At 60.8% G+C, this 17625-nt stretch carries 13 protein-coding genes; 6 read left to right on the top strand and 7 right to left on the bottom strand.

Annotated elements, in window-relative coordinates; translation table 11 throughout:
- Positions 1-29: 29 nt before the first annotated feature.
- Together AX760_RS04685 and mfd are read left to right on the top strand one after the other, a co-directional pair.
- Positions 30-344: an FAD assembly factor SdhE gene (locus AX760_RS04685; RefSeq protein ID WP_071831823.1), complete on the top strand. Its 315-nt coding sequence runs from the start codon at positions 30-32 to the stop codon at positions 342-344.
- 7 nt (positions 345-351) lie between these two features.
- Positions 352-3858, top strand: a complete 3507-nt coding sequence (mfd, locus tag AX760_RS04680) for a transcription-repair coupling factor (RefSeq protein ID WP_071831822.1) — start codon at positions 352-354, stop codon at positions 3856-3858.
- Between the two features lie 55 nt (positions 3859-3913).
- Here the strand turns inward: mfd and AX760_RS04675 are convergent, their stop codons facing one another.
- Positions 3914-4579, bottom strand: coding sequence for a DsbA family oxidoreductase (locus tag AX760_RS04675; RefSeq protein ID WP_071831821.1), 666 nt, complete (start codon positions 4577-4579; stop codon positions 3914-3916).
- A 102-nt stretch (positions 4580-4681) separates the two neighbouring features.
- Positions 4682-6511, bottom strand: coding sequence for an extracellular solute-binding protein (locus AX760_RS04670; protein WP_083531068.1), 1830 nt, complete (start codon positions 6509-6511; stop codon positions 4682-4684).
- 257 nt (positions 6512-6768) lie between these two features.
- Here AX760_RS04670 and AX760_RS04665 point away from each other — a divergent pair, with 257 nt between their 5' ends.
- On the top strand, positions 6769-7398 hold the full coding sequence (locus AX760_RS04665; protein WP_071831820.1) for an invasion associated locus B family protein: 630 nt from the start codon (positions 6769-6771) through the stop codon (positions 7396-7398).
- A gap of 77 nt (positions 7399-7475) precedes the next feature.
- Here AX760_RS04665 and hspQ read toward each other — a convergent pair whose 3' ends face one another.
- Entirely contained in the window at positions 7476-7805 is a 330-nt protein-coding gene (gene hspQ, locus AX760_RS04660; RefSeq protein ID WP_071831863.1) for a heat shock protein HspQ, read from the bottom strand.
- 151 nt (positions 7806-7956) lie between these two features.
- On the opposite strand from hspQ, the gene AX760_RS04655 reads away from it, so the two are divergent.
- Positions 7957-9009 (top strand): hypothetical protein, encoded by a 1053-nt coding sequence (locus AX760_RS04655; RefSeq protein WP_071831819.1) that lies wholly within the window; start codon positions 7957-7959, stop codon positions 9007-9009.
- A 48-nt stretch (positions 9010-9057) separates the two neighbouring features.
- The gene (locus AX760_RS04650) at positions 9058-10101 is read left to right on the top strand and encodes a TAXI family TRAP transporter solute-binding subunit (RefSeq protein ID WP_071831818.1); all 1044 of its coding nucleotides are present in this window, start codon (positions 9058-9060) and stop codon (positions 10099-10101) included.
- A gap of 94 nt (positions 10102-10195) precedes the next feature.
- Here AX760_RS04650 and glnA read toward each other — a convergent pair whose 3' ends face one another.
- The gene (gene glnA / locus AX760_RS04645) at positions 10196-11605 is read right to left on the bottom strand and encodes a type I glutamate--ammonia ligase (protein WP_071831817.1); all 1410 of its coding nucleotides are present in this window, start codon (positions 11603-11605) and stop codon (positions 10196-10198) included.
- Between the two features lie 53 nt (positions 11606-11658).
- Positions 11659-11997 (bottom strand): P-II family nitrogen regulator, encoded by a 339-nt coding sequence (locus tag AX760_RS04640; RefSeq protein WP_018324798.1) that lies wholly within the window; start codon positions 11995-11997, stop codon positions 11659-11661.
- 337 nt (positions 11998-12334) lie between these two features.
- On the opposite strand from AX760_RS04640, the gene AX760_RS04635 reads away from it, so the two are divergent.
- The gene (locus AX760_RS04635) at positions 12335-13813 is read left to right on the top strand and encodes an NAD(P)H-hydrate dehydratase (RefSeq protein ID WP_087149165.1); all 1479 of its coding nucleotides are present in this window, start codon (positions 12335-12337) and stop codon (positions 13811-13813) included.
- Positions 13814-13840: 27 nt separating this feature from the next.
- Here AX760_RS04635 and AX760_RS04630 read toward each other — a convergent pair whose 3' ends face one another.
- Positions 13841-14644: a DUF72 domain-containing protein gene (locus AX760_RS04630; protein ID WP_071831815.1), complete on the bottom strand. Its 804-nt coding sequence runs from the start codon at positions 14642-14644 to the stop codon at positions 13841-13843.
- A 21-nt stretch (positions 14645-14665) separates the two neighbouring features.
- Positions 14666-17584: an excinuclease ABC subunit UvrA gene (gene uvrA / locus AX760_RS04625; RefSeq protein ID WP_071831814.1), complete on the bottom strand. Its 2919-nt coding sequence runs from the start codon at positions 17582-17584 to the stop codon at positions 14666-14668.
- Positions 17585-17625 lie beyond the last annotated feature (41 nt).

Genomic DNA, 17625 nt, shown 5'->3' with positions numbered 1-17625 from the left:
GGAATACCGGCGCGAGGAAGGATCCGTCCATGACCGGAATTACACGCACCAGTGCCGATCTCGATCCGCGCCGTCGTCGTATTCTCTTTCGCGCCTGGCATCGTGGGCTGCGCGAGATGGATCTGGTTCTGGGACAGTTCACGGATGCCGAGATCGGCACCCTGCCGGACAGCGATCTCGACGAACTCGAAACGATCATGGCGGAAGAAGACAACGACCTGGTCAAATGGATTATCGGTGAACGGCCGGTTCCCGACCACTACCGTACGCCGCTTTTTGAGCGGATCGCCTCTTACCGGCCGGATTTCGAGCCGGCTGTTGCCGCAGATGCAGACAAAGATTGAACATTCGATGATTGCCGGTTTTGATGCCCGAAAGATTGCCGCAGCAACGCGTGAACTGACGATTGGCCCGGTGCCGGCCGGCGTCGAGCCGCTCATTCTGGCCGAACTGGCCCGGGCGGGCGGCCCTGTCGCCTATATCCTGTCGGATGGCCAGCGTATCGCCGATGTCGAGCAGATGCTCGGTTTTGCGGCCCCCGACATTCCGGTGCTCTCGCTGCCCGGCTGGGACTGTCTGCCCTATGACCGGGTCTCGCCGAGCGCCGACACATCCGCCCGCAGGCTGTCTGCCCTGAGCGCCCTGATCGCGCACCGGAAAAAGCCGCATCCGGCCATCGTGCTCGTTACGGTCAACGCAGCCCTGCAGAAGATCGCCCCGCAATCGGTGATCGAAAGCCTCGGTTTTTCCGCTCGCCCCGGCAATTCCGTCCGCATGGACGACATCGCCGCGCGGCTGGAACGCAATGGTTTCGACCGCGTGCCGACGGTGCGCGAAGTCGGCGAATATGCGGTGCGCGGCGGTATTCTCGATGTCTTCGTACCGGGAAGCGGCGAGCCCGTGCGGCTCGACTTTTTCGGCGATACGCTGGAAACGATCCGCAGCTTCGATCCCGCGACGCAGCGCACCACCGGCCAGTCGCGCTCGCTGGAGCTCAATCCGATGAGCGAGGTTTCGCTGACACCGGAAACCATCAGCCATTTCCGCACGCAATACCTGTCGCTGTTCGGCGCCACCACGCGCGACGATGCGCTCTATCAGGCCGTTTCGGAGGGACGCCGCTATGCCGGCATGGAACACTGGCTGTCGCTGTTCTATGACGAACTCGAAACCGTCTTCGACTATCTCGCCGGCTTCCGGATCGTCACCGACCATGTCGTGCGCGAAGCGGCAGCCGAGCGCTCCAAGCTCGTGCAGGACTATTACGATGCCCGCCATGCCTCGATCCTGCCGGGCAAGAGCCAGGCAACGCAGGGCACCCCCTACAAGCCGGTGCCCCCCGAACAGATGTATCTGACGGCCGAAGGCTTCAATGCCGCGCTCGTCTCCAGCAATGCCGTCCGCCTGTCGCCCTTCAGCGAGCATGAGGGCGCCAGCCGCTCGGTCATCGCCATAGACGCGCGCATCGGCGTGCGCTGGGCCAAGAACGCGACGGAGACGACCTCCGACGCCGAGCGCGTCAATGTCTTCGATCTGGCCGTGAAATACATTGCGGATCGCCGCGCCAAGGGCGGCAAGGTGCTGATCTCAGCCTGGTCGGAAGGTTCGCTTGACCGACTGCTGCAGGTTCTGTCCGAACACGGTCTGGCCAATATCAAGCCCGTCAAGGCGCTTTCCGAAGTCGCGGCGCTGAAGCCAGGCGAAGCGGCCTCGGCCGTGCTCAGCCTCGAAAGCGGTTTTGAGACCGGCAATCTCGTCGTCATCGGCGAGCAGGATATTCTCGGCGACCGCATGGTGCGCCGCTCCAAGCGACGCAAGCGCGGCGCCGATTTCATCGCCGAGGTGGCCGGCCTCGACGAAGGCTCGATCGTCGTCCATGCCGAACATGGCATCGGCCGGTTCGTTGGCCTGCGCACGATCGAAGCGGCCGGTGCGCCGCATGCCTGCCTCGAACTCGTCTATGCCGACGAGGCCAAGCTGTTCCTGCCGGTCGAGAATATCGACCTCCTGTCTCGGTATGGCTCGGAAGCCAGCGACGCAGCGCTCGACAAGCTCGGCGGTGTCGCCTGGCAGGCACGCAAGGCCAAGCTGAAGAAGCGCCTGCTCGACATGGCCGGCGGTCTGATCCGCATCGCTGCCGAGCGCCTGACCCGCCATGCCCCTGTCCTGGCCACACCGGACGGCCTCTATGACGAGTTTGCCGCGCGCTTCCCCTATGACGAGACCGAAGACCAGATGAACTCGATCGAGGCCGTGCGCGACGATCTGGGCGCCGGCCGGCCAATGGACCGTCTGGTCTGCGGCGACGTCGGCTTCGGCAAGACGGAGGTCGCCTTGCGCGCTGCCTTCATCGCGGCGATGAACGGTGTTCAGGTCGCGGTCGTCGTGCCGACAACACTGCTCGCCCGACAGCATTTCAAGACCTTTACCGAACGGTTCCGCGGCCTGCCGGTACGCCTCGCGCAGGCCTCGCGTCTGGTCGGCTCGAAGGAGCTGGCGCTGACCAAGAAGGAAGTCGCCGAGGGCAAGACGGACATCGTCGTCGGCACCCATGCGCTGCTCGGCACATCGATCAGTTTTGCCAATCTCGGCCTGTTGATCATCGACGAAGAACAGCATTTCGGTGTCAAGCACAAGGAGCGGCTGAAGGAGCTGAAATCCGACGTGCATGTGCTGACCCTGTCGGCCACGCCGATCCCGCGCACATTGCAGCTCGCCTTGACCGGCGTGCGCGAGCTTTCGCTGATCACCACGGCTCCGGTCGACCGCATGGCGGTTCGCACCTTCATCTCGCCCTTCGATGCGCTTGTGATCCGCGAGACGCTGATGCGCGAGCATTATCGTGGCGGTCAGAGTTTCTATGTCTGCCCGCGGCTGGCCGATCTCTCGGAAATCCACGACTTCCTGACATCCGACGTGTCGGAACTGAAAGTGGCCGTCGCCCACGGCCAGATGCCGGCAACCGAACTCGAAGACATCATGAATGCCTTCTACGAGGGCCGTTACGACGTTCTGCTGTCGACGACCATCGTCGAATCGGGCCTCGACGTGCCGACCGCCAACACGCTGATTGTCCACCGGGCCGATATGTTTGGCCTGGCCCAACTCTACCAGTTGCGCGGCCGCGTCGGACGCTCGAAAGTGCGTGCCTTCGCGCTGTTCACGCTTCCCGTCAATCGTGTGCTGACCGGCATGGCCGAGCGCCGCCTGAAAGTGCTGCAATCGCTCGATACGCTGGGGGCTGGTTTCCAGCTTGCCAGCCATGATCTCGACCTGCGCGGCGCCGGCAACCTGCTCGGTGACGAACAGTCCGGCCATATCAAGGAGGTCGGCTTCGAGCTCTATCAGCAGATGCTGGAGGAGGCGGTGGCCGAGCTGAAGGGGGATGAGGAGATCGCCGACAGCGGCTGGTCGCCGCAGATCTCCGTCGGCACGCCGGTGATGATCCCGGACGAATACGTCCCCGACCTGCATCTTCGCCTCGGCCTCTACCGGCGCCTTGGCGAAATCACCGAACTCGGCGATATCGACGCCTTCGGCGCCGAACTGATCGACCGCTTCGGCCCAATGCCGCTCGAGGTCCAGCATTTGCTGAAGATCGTCTACATCAAGTCGCTGTGCCGCACCGCCAATGTCGAGAAGCTCGATGCCGGTCCAAAGGGCGTCGTCGTCCAGTTCCGCAACCGCGAATTCCCCAATCCGGGGTCTCTTGTCGGCTACATCGCCAAGCAGGGCACGATGGCGAAGATCCGCGCCGACCACAGTATTTTCTTCCAGCGCGATTTTCCGACACCGGAAAAACGGCTCGCGGGTGCTGCCGTCCTGATGACGCAGCTTGCGGGACTGGCGAAGCCCTGACGGATTAGACGTCGCGTGCGAAACGCGGCTTCTCACGGAAAAGCTGTTTTCGGGGTTACGTCGGCGTTGCGGCTGCTTTTGTCTTTGCGATGTCACGCAAGGCATCGGCCAGTGCCTCTGGGGATTGGGCACCCATAACGGCATACTGGCCGTCAAGGATGAAGCAGGGCACGCCGGTGACGCCCATGCCGCGCGCCATGTCGATTTCCTTGACGACGGCATCCCTGTCTGCGTCGGAGGCCAGAAGGGCGGCAATCACCGAGCGTTCCAATCCGGCTTCCTCGGCGACATCAAGAAGTACGGCGCGATCGCCGATATTGCGCCCCTCCTCGAAATTTGCCTTGAACAGAAGGTTTGCGACGCTGTCCTGCGCCTGCGGACCATGAACCAACGCCCAGCGCAACAGCCGGTGCGCATCCATCGTATTGGGGCTGATCCTGACCGACTCGAAATCAAACGCAATGCCGTCTGCCCGGCCAAGATCGGCCAGCATGGCATGGGCGCGATCGACAGCGGCCTGGCCACCCAGCTTGGCGGCGAGATGCGCCTTGTGATCGACGCCTTCCGGCGGCAGGTCGGGATTGAGCTGGTACGGGCGCCAGTTGACGGTGACCTGGACATCGTCGGCAACGCTTGCAATGGCCTGATCGAGCCGCGCCTTGCCAAGATAGCACCAGGGGCAAACGACATCCGAGACGACATCGACAGTGACGGTTTCCATGGTCGCATCCTTTCGATGACGAGAGCCTGCCTTGCGATTTAAGCGAGGTCTCGTCCGCGTTCAATGCGTTACCAAAAGTATACCACCGGCTTTTCCCGGATTTTATTGCGCCCGTTCATCCCACCATGTCGGTAGTTGATAGCCATAGAGCGGCACGACGTTGGGATGGCCGATATGCTTGTGGCGGGCCATCCATTGCGCGCCGATATGGTAGAGCGGCACGACGTAGAAATTCGAAACGAGCATGCGGTCGAACGCCCGCACCGATGCCGTGAAGTCCTCGACCGCACGGGCCTGCACGATGTTGTTGATCAGCGCATCAATGTCCTTGTCGGCAACGCCAGCGAAGTTGTCCGTGCCCTCGCGGTCGCGCGATTGCGACGACCAGCGGTTCATCTGCTCGATGCCGGGAGACAGGGACGATGCAAAGGATTTGATGATGACATCGTAGTCGAAGGACTGGCTGCGCTGCTGATACTGCGAATCGTCGACGGTGCGCACCGTCGCGGTGATGCCAAGGGCCAGCAGAAAGCGCTGATAGGCGAGCGCAAATTTTTCCTGGCCCTCGTTCTGCGTCATGATCTCGAAGGCGAGCGGTTGGCCCTGTTCGTTGACCATCTTGCCGTTCTTGATGCCATATCCTGCTTCGCGCAGCAGCGTCACCGCTTCACGCAGGACGTTGCGGTCGCGGCCCGATGCATCGGTCACGGGCAGGCGGTAGCTCCCGTCGAGGACCGACGGATTGATCCGGCGGCTGATCTCACCGAGCAGGCCGAGTTCGCGGTCGTCTGCAGCGACGCCGAGATAGGACAGCGCGGAATTCTGCCAATAGCTTTGCGTGCGGGTGTAGGCGCCGTCGAACAGGTTCCTGTTGACCCATTCGAAATCGAAAACCAGCGCCAGTCCCTGCCGCAATTTGACGTTCGCAAACATCGGCCGGCGTGTGTTGAAGACGAAGCCGAGCATGCCTGACGGTGTCTTGGGCGTGAACGTCTCTTTCACCACCTCGCCGGACTGGACGGCCGGAAAATTATAGCTGCGCGCCCATTTGGTCGGGCTGCCCTCGGCATAGATGTCGATTTCGCCCTTCTTGAAGGCTTCGAACAGCGAGTTTTCCTGCAGGAAATATTCGACCGAGATTTCGTCGTAATTGTCCATGCCCACCTTCGATGGCAGATCCTTGGCCCAATAGTCCGGATCGCGCTTGTAGACGATCTTTTCGCCGGGCTTCACCTCGTCAACCTGATAGGGACCCGAGCCGAGCGGCGGCTTCAGCGACGACTGGTCGAAGGTTGAAGGATCGATCGCATGTTTCGGCAGGATCGGCGACAGGGCGAGCAGCATCGGAAACTCGCGATCGCTGTCGGCGTTGAAGGTGAAGCGAACGGATCTTTCGCCAACCTTTTCCATCTTCTCGACCTTGGCCAGGCGGGTGCTGAAGGGAACGCGGCCCTTGTCGCGCCAGAGTTCGAAGGTGAAAATGACGTCTTCCGGCGTCACGGGCTGGCCATCGGCCCATTTTGCCTTGGGGTTCAGGTTGAACTGGATGAAGCTGCGATCCTCGTCCCATTCAACCGTTTCGGCCAGAAGCCCGTACATCGAAAAGGCCTCATCGCGCGACCGCTGCATCAGGGAATCATAGACGAGATTTCCGAATTCCGGGTCGAGCATGCCGCGCGCCGTGGTGCGCATGCTTTTCAGGATGAAAGGGTTGAGGCTATCGAAGGTGCCGATGACGCCATAGGCGATCTTGCCGCCCTTCTTGACGGCCGGGTTCGCATAGGGGAAATTCTTGAAATCGGCGGCCAGGGCAGGCGCGCCGTGCATTGCAATACCGTGGACGGGTTCGGCCCGCGCGACTGTGACGCAAGCGGTGGTGGCAAGCACCCAGACCAAACTCAAAAACAATGCGCGCAAACCCGCCTCCTCCATCCGTCCATTTCATGATTCCCGTGCAAATTATCACGAAGCGGGGCATTGCCAACCACTGGCCATTTTATTTCGGCTGCCGGGTTAAGCAAAAAGGCAGGAAGCACTGGATATCCGGGCAAACGCATTGTAACAGATGTTTCAGGAGACACGGGTCATTCAATTGCCTTATTTGCCAAACAGGGAAGCGGGCAGATGACCTTATATGTCGAGCGGTTCACGACTGCTCAGGGACCGGAATTCAGGAGACGGATATCGTTATGATCTTCAAGTCAAACTTCACCCGCAGGGCGGCCTTGTCCGCATTCGCAGTCTCGGTTGCAGCGGCTGCCATGCCGGCTCCGGCCTTTGCCCAGCAGGCACAGGGAAAGCCGCCGCAGGGCTGGTTCAAGGTTTGCACGAAGCAGGAAGACAACGATGTCTGCATCGTCCAGAACCTTCTGACTGCCAATAACGGCCAGTTGATCACGGCTGTCGGCCTGATCACGGTCCAGGGCAAGGTCAATCGCAAGATCATGCAGGTTTCGGTTCCGTCCGCACGTCTCATTCCGCCCGGCATCCAGATGCAGATCGACGGTGGCAAGGGTGTGAAACTCGATTACGCCATCTGCATGCCCGACAAGTGCGTTGCAGAAGTGCCGCTGAGCGACGCGACCATTGCCAACCTGAAGAAGGGCAGCGAGGTTGTCTTCACGTCGGCCAACTTCCAGCGCGCACCGAACCCCATCAAGATGTCGCTCGAAGGCTTCACCGGCGTGTTCGACGGCGAGCCGATCGAGCAGTCGAAGCTTGAAGAGCGCCAGCGCCTGCTGCAGGAAGAAATGCAGAAGAAGGCTGAAGACGCCCGCAAGAAGCTGGAAGAAGCCCAGAAGGCCGCCAAGGCCAACTGATAACGGCTACGGTTCAGAATCAAAAAACCCGGTCACTGTGTGGCCGGGTTTTTCGTTTTATACGGGACGCTGCAGCGTCAGTGCTGGACGACGGCCTTGGGTTTGTATTGCCCGACGGCCTCGGCGTCGAAGAACGCGTTGACCTGCGAGTGACGCAGCGGCAGGCCGCTTTCATCCGAGATCAGGTTCTGTTCGGAAACATAGGCCACGTATTCCGTCTCGTCGTTTTCAGCCAGAAGGTGGTAGAAGGGCTGGTCCTTGCTCGGCCGGATCTCGCTCGGGATGGCGTTCCACCATTCTTCCGTATTCGAAAATTCCGGATCGACATCGAAAATCACGCCGCGAAACGGGAATACCCGGTGCCGAACAACCTGCCCAATCTGAAATTTCGCATCTCTCTGTTTCATCATGATAGGTTCCTTTCGCTTCATTATGTGGTGTTTTCTGCCTAAACATCAATAGTGAGTGTACGGGGTCAGCATGCCTTTGGGCTTGCTTGCCTCCTTGCCGGTTTCGGCGTACCTCAGAAAACGACCTTGAAAAGCGGACGGATGACGAATGAGCAATCAATGGGGGCGCAACCATCAGCCACGAACGGGCGGGTCGTCCGGATTTCTCCTTCCGGTCTTTCTTTGCCTGATCATTGCCGGCGGTGGTGTCTATCTCTGGTTCGCGCGGCAAACCATGCAGGCCGAGATCGCGGCCGTGAATGCTGAAAATATCGGCTTGACGACGACCATCGGCACCATCACCGCGGAAAAAGACAAACTTGCCAAGGATTTGAAGGCGTTTCGCGAGAATTCCGGTGATTGGGCCGGAGAGCTTGAAAAAGAATTCGCAGACCTCAAGCTCAACGAGGTTCCAAAACTCAATCGCCTGCTCGACAAGCGCGATGCCGATATCTCCGCCCTGGAAAAGCAGATGGCGGACCTGCGGGTTAATGCCGCCAAGGCCGCAGATGAATCTGCCGCAACGATTTCCGCTATCAGCAGCGATCTCGAAACCGCCCGACAGGCGGTCGACGCTCGGGAAAAACAGGTGCGCGACCTGGATGCTGAAATGCAGGGCCTTGCCGGAGATCTCGCGGCCGCGCAGGATACGGTGCGCAAACGCACAGCGGAGCGTGACAGTGCACGCGCGGCTCTCGTCGCGCAGGCGCAGGAGGCGGACGCGAAGCTCGCCGCAGCCAAGGCCGAAAACGGCAACACACAGGATGCGACAATGCAGGCGCTCCAATCCGCCCTTGAGGCCGAGCGCGGCAAGGTCACCGACCTGCAGACGAAACTGGCAGCGGCAGACAAGGCACGTCAAGACGACGCCGATGCGGCGGCAGGCCTGCCGAATGCGGGATCCGACGCTGACCGTGGGGCAGCCGCCAATACCGAGCCGGCGCAGGACGGCAGGGTTGTCAAGCAACGTCCTGAATCTGAAGTGGAAACAGCCCTGCGGCTAACCCCGGGTCTCGGCGGTCTTGACGCTGATGATATCGAGGGGTTGCGGCAAAAGCTGGTGTCTGGCGGCTGCGTCACCGACGCTCTGGAGAGCGTGTTCGAGCGGGTACCGGTGATCGTCATGCGCAATCTGATGCGCGACCTCAAGAGCGATTGCTGATAATGTCTGCGGCATGCCGTGCATTCACGGTACCAGCAGGAGAAGCTCATGGGTCTGAAACGGATTTTCGCCACCGCCGTCTTGTCATCGCTGCTCGGGTTTGCGCCCGCATCGGCGGCTGAGTTTGAAAAGAACATCATGACCGGTGGCCCGCAAGGCACCTATATCCAGATCGGCCGCGATGTCGCCGCCGTCGGCAAGGCCTGCGGCCAGACGCTGAACGTCCTGGAATCGGCGGGGTCCCTGGAAAATTTCGTTGGTGTCCGCAATCGCCGCAACACCCAGTTCGGCATCGTCCAGAGCGACGTGCTCGAATATCTGAAAACCTTCGAGGCCGGCGATGCCGAGGTGCAACAGGCGGTGCGCGGCGTGCGCATCATGTTCCCGCTCTACAATGAAGAGATCCATGTGCTCGCCCGCAAGGATATTGCCGGCATGAAGGATCTGACCGGCAAAAAGGTGGCGATCGGTGTGCAGGACAGCGGCACTTTCCTGACGGCATCGCTCATTCTCGATATTCTCCAGGTCAAGACCGGCGAGCGGGTGCCGCTCAATCCGGATGCCGCCCTGCCGAAACTCGTCTCAGGCGAGATCGACGCCTTCTTCTATGTGGCCGGCGCCCCGGCTGCGCTGTTTGCGAAAAACCCGATCGATGGCGAGCGGTTCCATCTTCTGCCGATCACCGAAGCGCCGCTTCTGGCGACCTATACCGCGTCGCGCATCGATGCCGGAACCTATGATTTTCAGACGCAGCCGGTTGACCTGATCGCCGTCAAGGCGGTGATGATGACCTATGACTATGACGTCAAGCGCAATGCCTATCAGCGCGAGAGTTGCAACGCTGTGTCTGATTTTTCCAGCCTGATCGTCAACAATCTCGACAAGCTTCAGGCGACAGGACATCCCAAGTGGAAGGATGTCGACCTGACCGCCCTGCCGCCCGGCTGGCAGGTCGGCGTCTGCGTCAAGGCGGGAATGGCGATGGACTACAAGCCGAAATGCACCGCCGCGATCGAAGCCCCGGCCGAAAAGGCCAGTGACGCAAATGAGGAATATCTCAACCTGCTCAAGCAGCGCCTGAAGCCGCAATAAACCGGCACGGATAACCCATTTAAAAAAAGCCCGGCTTCTGAGGAAGCCGGGCTTTTCTATTCCTTTCAGCACGCAGTCGCGCTGCCGGCTGGTCTTAGGACGAGTAATACATGTCGTATTCGACCGGGTGCGGCGTCATTTCGAAACGCATCACCTCGGCCATTTTCAGTTCGATGAACGAATCGATCTGGTCGTCGTCAAAGACGCCGCCGGCGGTCAGGAACTTGCGATCCTTGTCGACGCTCTCGAGCGCTTCGCGCAAGCTGCCGCAGACCGTCGGGATCTTCTTCAGTTCCTTCGGTGGCAGGTCATAGAGATCCTTGTCCATGGCCTTGCCCGGATGGATCTTGTTCTTGATGCCGTCGAGGCCGGCCATCAGCATGGCGGCAAAGGCGAGATAGGGGTTCGCCATCGGATCCGGGAAACGGACTTCGACGCGCTTTGCCTTCGGGTTGGAGCCGAACGGGATGCGGCACGAGGCCGAGCGGTTGCGCGCGGAATAGGCGAGCAGCACAGGGGCTTCATAACCGGGCACGAGGCGCTTGTAGGAGTTCGTCGACGGGTTGGTGAAGGCATTCAGGGCCTTGGCGTGCTTGATGATGCCGCCGATGAAATACAGGCAGCTTTCCGACAGGCCGGCATATTCGTCGCCCGCGAAGGTCGGCTTGCCATCTTTCCAGATCGACAGATGCACATGCATGCCCGAGCCATTGTCGCCGAAGATCGGCTTCGGCATGAAGGTTGCCGTCTTGCCATAGGCATTGGCGACCTGGTGCACGACATATTTGTAGATCTGCATCTTGTCGGCATTGCGCGTCAGATGATCATACTTGACGCCGAGTTCGTGCTGGGCCGCGGCCACTTCATGGTGATGCTTTTCGACGACGACGCCCATTTCGCTGAGGACCGTGAGCATTTCGGACCGCATGTCCTGGGCGCTGTCGATCGGCGGAACCGGGAAATAGCCGCCCTTGACGCGCGGGCGGTGGCCGAGATTGCCGGTCTCGTAGTCGGTGTCATCGTTTGACGGCAATTCGGTCGAATCCAGCTTGAAACCGGTATTGTAGGGATCGGCCTTGTACTTGACGTCGTCAAAGACGAAGAATTCGGCTTCTGGGCCGACGAAGATGGTATCGCCGATGCCGGATGCCTTGAGATAGGCTTCGGCCTTCTTGGCCGTGGTGCGCGGGTCGCGATTGTAGGCTTCGCCGGAGACCGGATCGAGAATGTCGCAGATCAGGACCATTGTCGACTGGGCGAAGAAGGGGTCCATGTGCGCCGTTTCGACGTCCGGCATCAACACCATGTCGGATTCGTTGATGGCCTTCCAGCCGGCGATCGAAGAGCCGTCAAACATCACGCCATCGGCAAACATGTCTTCATCGACGCACACGACGTCCATCGTCACGTGCTGCAGCTTACCTTTTGGATCGGTAAAGCGCAGGTCGACGAATTTCACGTCGTTATCCTTGATCTGCTTCAGAATATCTTTTGCAGTCGTCATTTTCTTATATCCCTTTTACGATGACCATATGGAAACCCGGCCAGGCCAGGCAACTAGATGGCGTCGATGCCAGTTTCGCCCGTGCGAATCCGGATGACTTCCTCTATGTTGGAGACAAAGATTTTCCCGTCCCCAATACGCCCTGTCTGGGCAGCATTGCGAATGGCCTCGATAACGGCCTCCGCATTTTCATCTGCCAGTACGACTTCGACCTTCACCTTCGGCAGGAAGTCGACGACATATTCCGCCCCGCGATACAGCTCCGTATGGCCCTTCTGGCGTCCAAAACCCTTCGCTTCGGTGACGGTGATACCCTGCAGGCCAACTTCCTGAAGAGCCTCCTTCACTTCGTCGAGCTTGAAGGGCTTAATGATCGCTTCGATCTTTTTCATGAGAAAATGTCTCTCCGCTTCCCGTTAAAGCAGGAACATCCCCGCTCGCCCACAAATATGCATTTTGCATGCCAGACTCGCCAAATGACGAGCAGATTTGGGCCAAATCATCCTGTGCTGGCGTGATCATCTGCTATTTCAACGAAAAAACCAGACGATTTTGCCCTTTTTGTGCAAAATCCCGGAAAACAATGGGGACGTCAAGGGCGGCATGATCCGTGATTATTTGTTAAGCATCTTATTTGTGCGGAAATATGTGCAAATGCATAATAAATAGACATTTTAGGGTTTCTCCCCGTCCTTGTTTTCGGCTTGGTCTGCGATAGAGTGAGCAATTATGCGTGCAATCCACAGTTCAGCGATTATCTCACCTGCGCAGATGACGGCGATCGACCGCGCGGCGGCGGGGTCCGGGCTGGACAGCTTCGCGCTGATGAACGCCGCGGGGTCTGCGGTTGGCGAAATCGCGCTTCGGCGTTTTCCGCAGGCGCTGCGGTTTGTCGTCCTGTGCGGCCCCGGCAACAATGGCGGCGATGGTTATATTGCTGCGCGCCGGATGCGCGCAAGCGGTGCATGCGTTGCACTCTACGCGCTGGGCGACGCGCCGGCGGCCGGTGGCGATGCGGCCCGCGCGCGCAGCGCCTGTGCCATGGCACCAGCCGCGTTCGACACCTTCGTGCCGAGGTCGGGCGACGTCATCGTCGATGCGCTGTTCGGTGCGGGTTTTTCACGTCCGGTCTGCGAGGATGTCGCCGTCGTCATGCGCAAAGTCACCGCCATGGACCTGCCGGTTCTGTCCGTCGACCTGCCCTCCGGCGTCGATGGCCGCACCGGCGCGGTTCGGGGCGAAAGCTTCACGGCGGCCCGCACGGTGACCTTCGTCGCCCGCAAGCCCGGACATCTGCTGCTGCCCGGACGGATGTTGTGCGGGGCGCTCGATGTGATCGACATCGGCATTCCGCGACGACTGGTCGACGCCCATGCTGGAAACCTGCGGAAAAACACGCCTGCGGTCTGGGGGCAGGAGGCAATGGTGCTCAATGCTGCCGTTCACAAATACAAGCGCGGCCATCTTGCGGTCTTTTCGGGCGGCCCCTTGTCAACCGGCGCCGCCCGGTTGGCCGCGAGTGCCGGTCTTGCCTCCGGCGCAGGCCTTGTGACGCTGGCGTCGCCGGAATTGGCACTTCAAGCCAATGCGGCGCATCTGACGGCCGTGATGCTCAAGGCCATCGATACTGCGGAAGCGCTGGAAACCTGGCTGGATGACCGGCGCATCAGCGCCTTTGTCCTGGGGCCGGCGTTCGGCGATGTGGAGAAAGCGCGCGGCTTCGTCACGCTCCTGCGCGACCGTCGCCTTGTGCTCGACGCCGATGGCATCACGGCTTTCCGCGATGATCCGGCTGTGCTGTTCGATCAGTTTGCCACAGGCCCGACGCGCCTGGTGATGACGCCGCATGACGGTGAATTTGCCCGACTGTTTGCCGATCTCGCACAGGATCCGGCGCTGTCGAAGATCGACCGCGCCATCGCTGCTGCGCGGCGCAGCCATGCGGTCATTGTCTTCAAGGGCGCCGATACGGTGATTGCCGATCCGGATGGTCGCGCCCTCGTCAATGCCAATGCGCCGCCCTGGCTCGCCACAGCCGGTTCGGGCGATGTTCTGGCCGGCATGATCGGTGCGCACCTGGCGCAGGGCATGCCAGCCTTCGAAGCCGCTGCCGCAGGTGTCTGGCGCCATGGCGACGCCGGAACGCTGGCAGGCGAGGGCATGACAGCGGAAACGCTGGTTCAGGCTATTCGTCCGCTGCATGCGTAAACGCTTCGCCCAACCGCAAAGGCCGCGTCAGTCCACCAGCTTCTGCAGCGTCCGTGCGCCATTCGGCGCGTTGACCTTGCCTTCGGTGATGAAGAAGGCATAGACGTCCCGCGGCTTCTTTTCGGTTGTCCTCTCGGGATCAGCATGGGCGAGATCGGCGCTGTCGCCGCCGGCGGCCCAGTTTTTCAGCCGTCCTGCCCAGAGGTCGAGCCGGGCATCGTCATAACAGGTATCGACGTCGTCGCTGCCGGTCTGCAGCCGGGCATAGACGAAGCCGCCGGTGACATCGGCGATCATCGGATAGTCGGCATGATCGGCACAGACGACGGCGACCTTGTGCCGCGCGAGCAGGCTGGCAAATTCCGGAACCCGAAAACTCTCATGGCGCACTTCGACCGCATGCCGCAGCGTCAGGCCATCCTGCTTTTCCGGAAGCAGCGCCAGAAAGGCACCGAAGTCGTCGGCGTCGAATTTTTTCGTCGGCATGAACTGCCACAGGATCGGCCCCAGATGCGGCCCCAGTTCCGTCAGGCCCTGGCTGAGAAACCTGCCGATCGACTCTCCCGCTTCCGCCAGCACCTTCTTGTTGGTCGCGAAACGGCTGGCCTTCAGCGAAAAGACGAAACCATCCGGCACTTCCGAAGCCCATTTTGCAAAGGTCTCGGGCTTCTGTGAACCGTAATAGGTACCATTGACCTCGATCACCTGTAATTGCCCGCTGGCATATTCCAACTGCCGTTTCTTGGGCAGTTTCTCCGGATAGAACGTTCCCTCCCAGGGATCGAATGTCCAGCCGCCGATGCCACAGCGGATCGTACCTGATGTCGACATGGTCTCTTCCCTTTGCCTAACCTATTCAGCCGCCGCCCGGCGGATCGGCCTGCGTTCCAAAAGTTCCTTCAGGTAGGTGCCGGTGTGCGAGCGCGGTTCCTTGACGATCTGCTCCGGCGTGCCGACGGCCACCACTTCGCCGCCGCCATCGCCACCCTCCGGGCCGAAATCGATCACCCAGTCAGCCGTCTTGACGACTTCCAGGTTGTGCTCGATGACGACCACAGTGTTGCCTTGGTCGACGAGTTCGTGCAGCACCTCCAGCAGCTTGGCGACGTCGTGAAAATGCAGGCCCGTCGTTGGTTCGTCGAGGATATAGAGGGTTCGGCCGGTCGAGCGCTTCGAAAGTTCCTTGGCGAGCTTGATGCGCTGTGCCTCGCCACCCGACAGCGTGTTGGCCTGCTGGCCAACCTTGATGTAACCGAGGCCAACGCCGGCAAGCGCCTGCAATTTGTCGCGCACGGCCGGCACGGCCGCAAAGAATTCGACACCTTCCTCGACGGTCATGTCGAGCACGTCGGCGATCGACTTTCCCTTGAAATGCACGTCGAGCGTTTCGCGGTTGTAGCGCTTGCCGTGGCAGACGTCGCAGGTGACGTAGACATCCGGCAGGAAGTGCATTTCGATCTTGATGACGCCATCGCCCTGGCAGGCTTCGCAGCGACCGCCCTTGACGTTGAACGAGAAGCGCCCCGGCTGGTAGCCCCGTGTCTTGGCCTCCGGAAGACCGGCAAACCAGTCGCGGATCGGCGTGAAGGCACCGGTATAGGTGGCCGGGTTCGAACGCGGCGTCCGGCCGATCGGCGACTGGTCGATGTCGATTACCTTGTCGATATGCTCGAAGCCGTCGATCCGGTCGTGTTCTGCCGGATTCTCGCGCGCGCCCATGATGCGCCGTGCCGCAGACTTGTAGAGCGTCTCGATCAAAAACGTCGACTTGCCGCCGCCGGACACGCCGGTGACCGCCGTGAAGATGCCAAGCGGGATCGAGGCGGTCACATTCTTCAGGTTGTTGGCCCGGGCGCCGACAACGGTGATTTCCTTCTTTTTCTTTGCCTTGCGGCGTTCAGCGGGAACGGCAACCGAGAGTTCGCCGGACAGATATTTTCCGGTCAGCGAATTCGGATTGTCGAGAACCTGCTGCGGCGTGCCTTCCGCCACCACGCGACCGCCGTGAATGCCGGCCGCCGGGCCGATGTCGACGACATAATCGGCCGTCATGATCGCGTCCTCGTCATGCTCGACGACGATCACCGTGTTGCCGATATCGCGCAGGTGGCGCAGCGTGTCGAGCAGCCGCGCATTGTCGCGCTGATGCAGGCCAATCGATGGTTCGTCCAGCACGTAGAGAACGCCGGTCAGGCCGGAACCGATCTGCGAGGCGAGCCGGATGCGCTGGCTTTCGCCGCCGGACAGCGTGCCGGAATTGCGCGATAGGCTTAAATATTCCAGCCCGACATCGTTGAGAAAACGCAGGCGCTCGCGGATTTCCTTGAGAATGCGAACCGCGATCTCGTTCTGCTTGGCGTTCATATGCTCGGGCAGCGTCTCGAACCAGTCGCGCGCGATGCGGATCGACATCTGGGTCACTTGGCCGATATGCAGCTTGTTGATCTTCACCGCCAGCGCTTCCGGCTTGAGGCGGAAACCGTTGCAGGCGGGGCAGGGGGCTGCCGACATATAGCGTTCAATTTCCTCGCGCGCCCAGGCGCTGTCGGTTTCCTTCCAGCGGCGCTCGAGGTTCGGCACGATGCCCTCGAAGTTTTTCGTGGTGTTATAGGAGCGCGCACCGTCCTCGTAGTGGAAGACGATCTTTTCTTCGGTGCCCTGCAGGATGGCGTGCTGCGCCTTTTCGGTAAGGTCCGTCCATTTGCTTGACAGCTTGAATCCAAACGCCTTGCCGAGCGCCTCCAGCGTCTGGTTGTAATAGGGCGAGGACGACTTGGCCCAGGGCGCGATCGCGCCGTTTTTCAACGTCCGCTCCGGCTCCGGAACGATCAGCGCCTCGTCGATCTTCTGCTGGCTGCCGAGGCCATCGCAGGTCGGGCAGGCGCCGAAGGGATTGTTGAAGGAAAACAGCCGCGGCTCGATCTCCGGAATGGTGAACCCGGACACGGGGCAGGCGAATTTTTCCGAAAACATCACCCGCTCATGCGTCTCGTTCAGCGACTTGTTGGCCGATCCGCCGGCCGAGGTTTCCCCGGGCGGCAGCGGCTTGTCGGCGAATTCGGCGATCGCCAGCCCATCGGCGAGCCGCAGGCAGGTCTCGAGACTGTCGGCAAGCCGGGCCGTGAGATCGGCGCGAACCACCACGCGGTCGACGACGACATCGATGTCGTGTTTGTATTTCTTGTCCAGCACCGGCGCTTCGGCGATCTCATAGAACTGGCCGTCGATCTTGACGCGCTGAAAGCCCTTCTTCATGAGATCGGCGAGTTCCTTCTTGTACTCGCCCTTGCGGCCGCGCACGATCGGCGCGAGAATATAGAGACGCGTACCCTCGCCGAAATCGACGACGCGGTCGACCATCTGGCTGACCGTCTGGCTCTCGATCGGCAGGCCCGTCGCCGGCGAATAGGGTACGCCGACACGCGCGAAGAGCAGGCGCATGTAATCGTAGATTTCGGTGACGGTCCCGACCGTCGAGCGCGGATTGCGCGAGGTCGTCTTCTGCTCGATCGAGATCGCTGGCGACAGGCCGTCGATCTGGTCGACATCCGGCTTCTGCATCATCTCAAGGAACTGCCGCGCATAGGCCGAAAGGCTCTCGACATAACGGCGCTGGCCCTCCGCATAGATCGTGTCGAAGGCGAGCGACGACTTGCCCGACCCCGACAGGCCGGTCATGACGATCAGCTTGTTGCGCGGCAGGTCGAGGTCGATGCCCTTGAGATTGTGCTCGCGCGCGCCGCGGATGGAGATGGTCTCGAGTTTGCTCATCGTGCTCAGCTTTTGATTGTCCGGAAGGCCTCTATTTAAGG

This window comes from Pararhizobium antarcticum (assembly GCF_001885585.1).
GTDB lineage: Bacteria > Pseudomonadota > Alphaproteobacteria > Rhizobiales > Rhizobiaceae > Pararhizobium > Pararhizobium antarcticum.
Note: the sequence above shows the minus strand (reverse complement) of the source record. Positions and strands in the feature narration are given on the sequence as shown.

Bases quoted from the DNA above. Each gene is read 5' to 3' on its own strand.
- glnA (WP_071831817.1), bottom strand. From the start codon at position 11,605: ATGACGACTGCAAAAGATATTCTGAAGCAGATCAAGGATAACGACGTG.
- AX760_RS04635 (WP_087149165.1), top strand. From the start codon at position 12,335: ATGCGTGCAATCCACAGTTCAGCGATTATCTCACCTGCGCAGATGACG.
- AX760_RS04685 (WP_071831823.1), top strand. From the start codon at position 30: ATGACCGGAATTACACGCACCAGTGCCGATCTCGATCCGCGCCGTCGT.
- AX760_RS04650 (WP_071831818.1), top strand. From the start codon at position 9,058: ATGGGTCTGAAACGGATTTTCGCCACCGCCGTCTTGTCATCGCTGCTC.
- AX760_RS04670 (WP_083531068.1), bottom strand. From the start codon at position 6,511: ATGGAGGAGGCGGGTTTGCGCGCATTGTTTTTGAGTTTGGTCTGGGTG.
- AX760_RS04640 (WP_018324798.1), bottom strand. From the start codon at position 11,997: ATGAAAAAGATCGAAGCGATCATTAAGCCCTTCAAGCTCGACGAAGTG.
- uvrA (WP_071831814.1), bottom strand. From the start codon at position 17,584: ATGAGCAAACTCGAGACCATCTCCATCCGCGGCGCGCGCGAGCACAAT.
- AX760_RS04675 (WP_071831821.1), bottom strand. From the start codon at position 4,579: ATGGAAACCGTCACTGTCGATGTCGTCTCGGATGTCGTTTGCCCCTGG.
- mfd (WP_071831822.1), top strand. From the start codon at position 352: ATGATTGCCGGTTTTGATGCCCGAAAGATTGCCGCAGCAACGCGTGAA.
- AX760_RS04655 (WP_071831819.1), top strand. From the start codon at position 7,957: ATGAGCAATCAATGGGGGCGCAACCATCAGCCACGAACGGGCGGGTCG.
- AX760_RS04665 (WP_071831820.1), top strand. From the start codon at position 6,769: ATGATCTTCAAGTCAAACTTCACCCGCAGGGCGGCCTTGTCCGCATTC.
- hspQ (WP_071831863.1), bottom strand. From the start codon at position 7,805: ATGAAACAGAGAGATGCGAAATTTCAGATTGGGCAGGTTGTTCGGCAC.
- AX760_RS04630 (WP_071831815.1), bottom strand. From the start codon at position 14,644: ATGTCGACATCAGGTACGATCCGCTGTGGCATCGGCGGCTGGACATTC.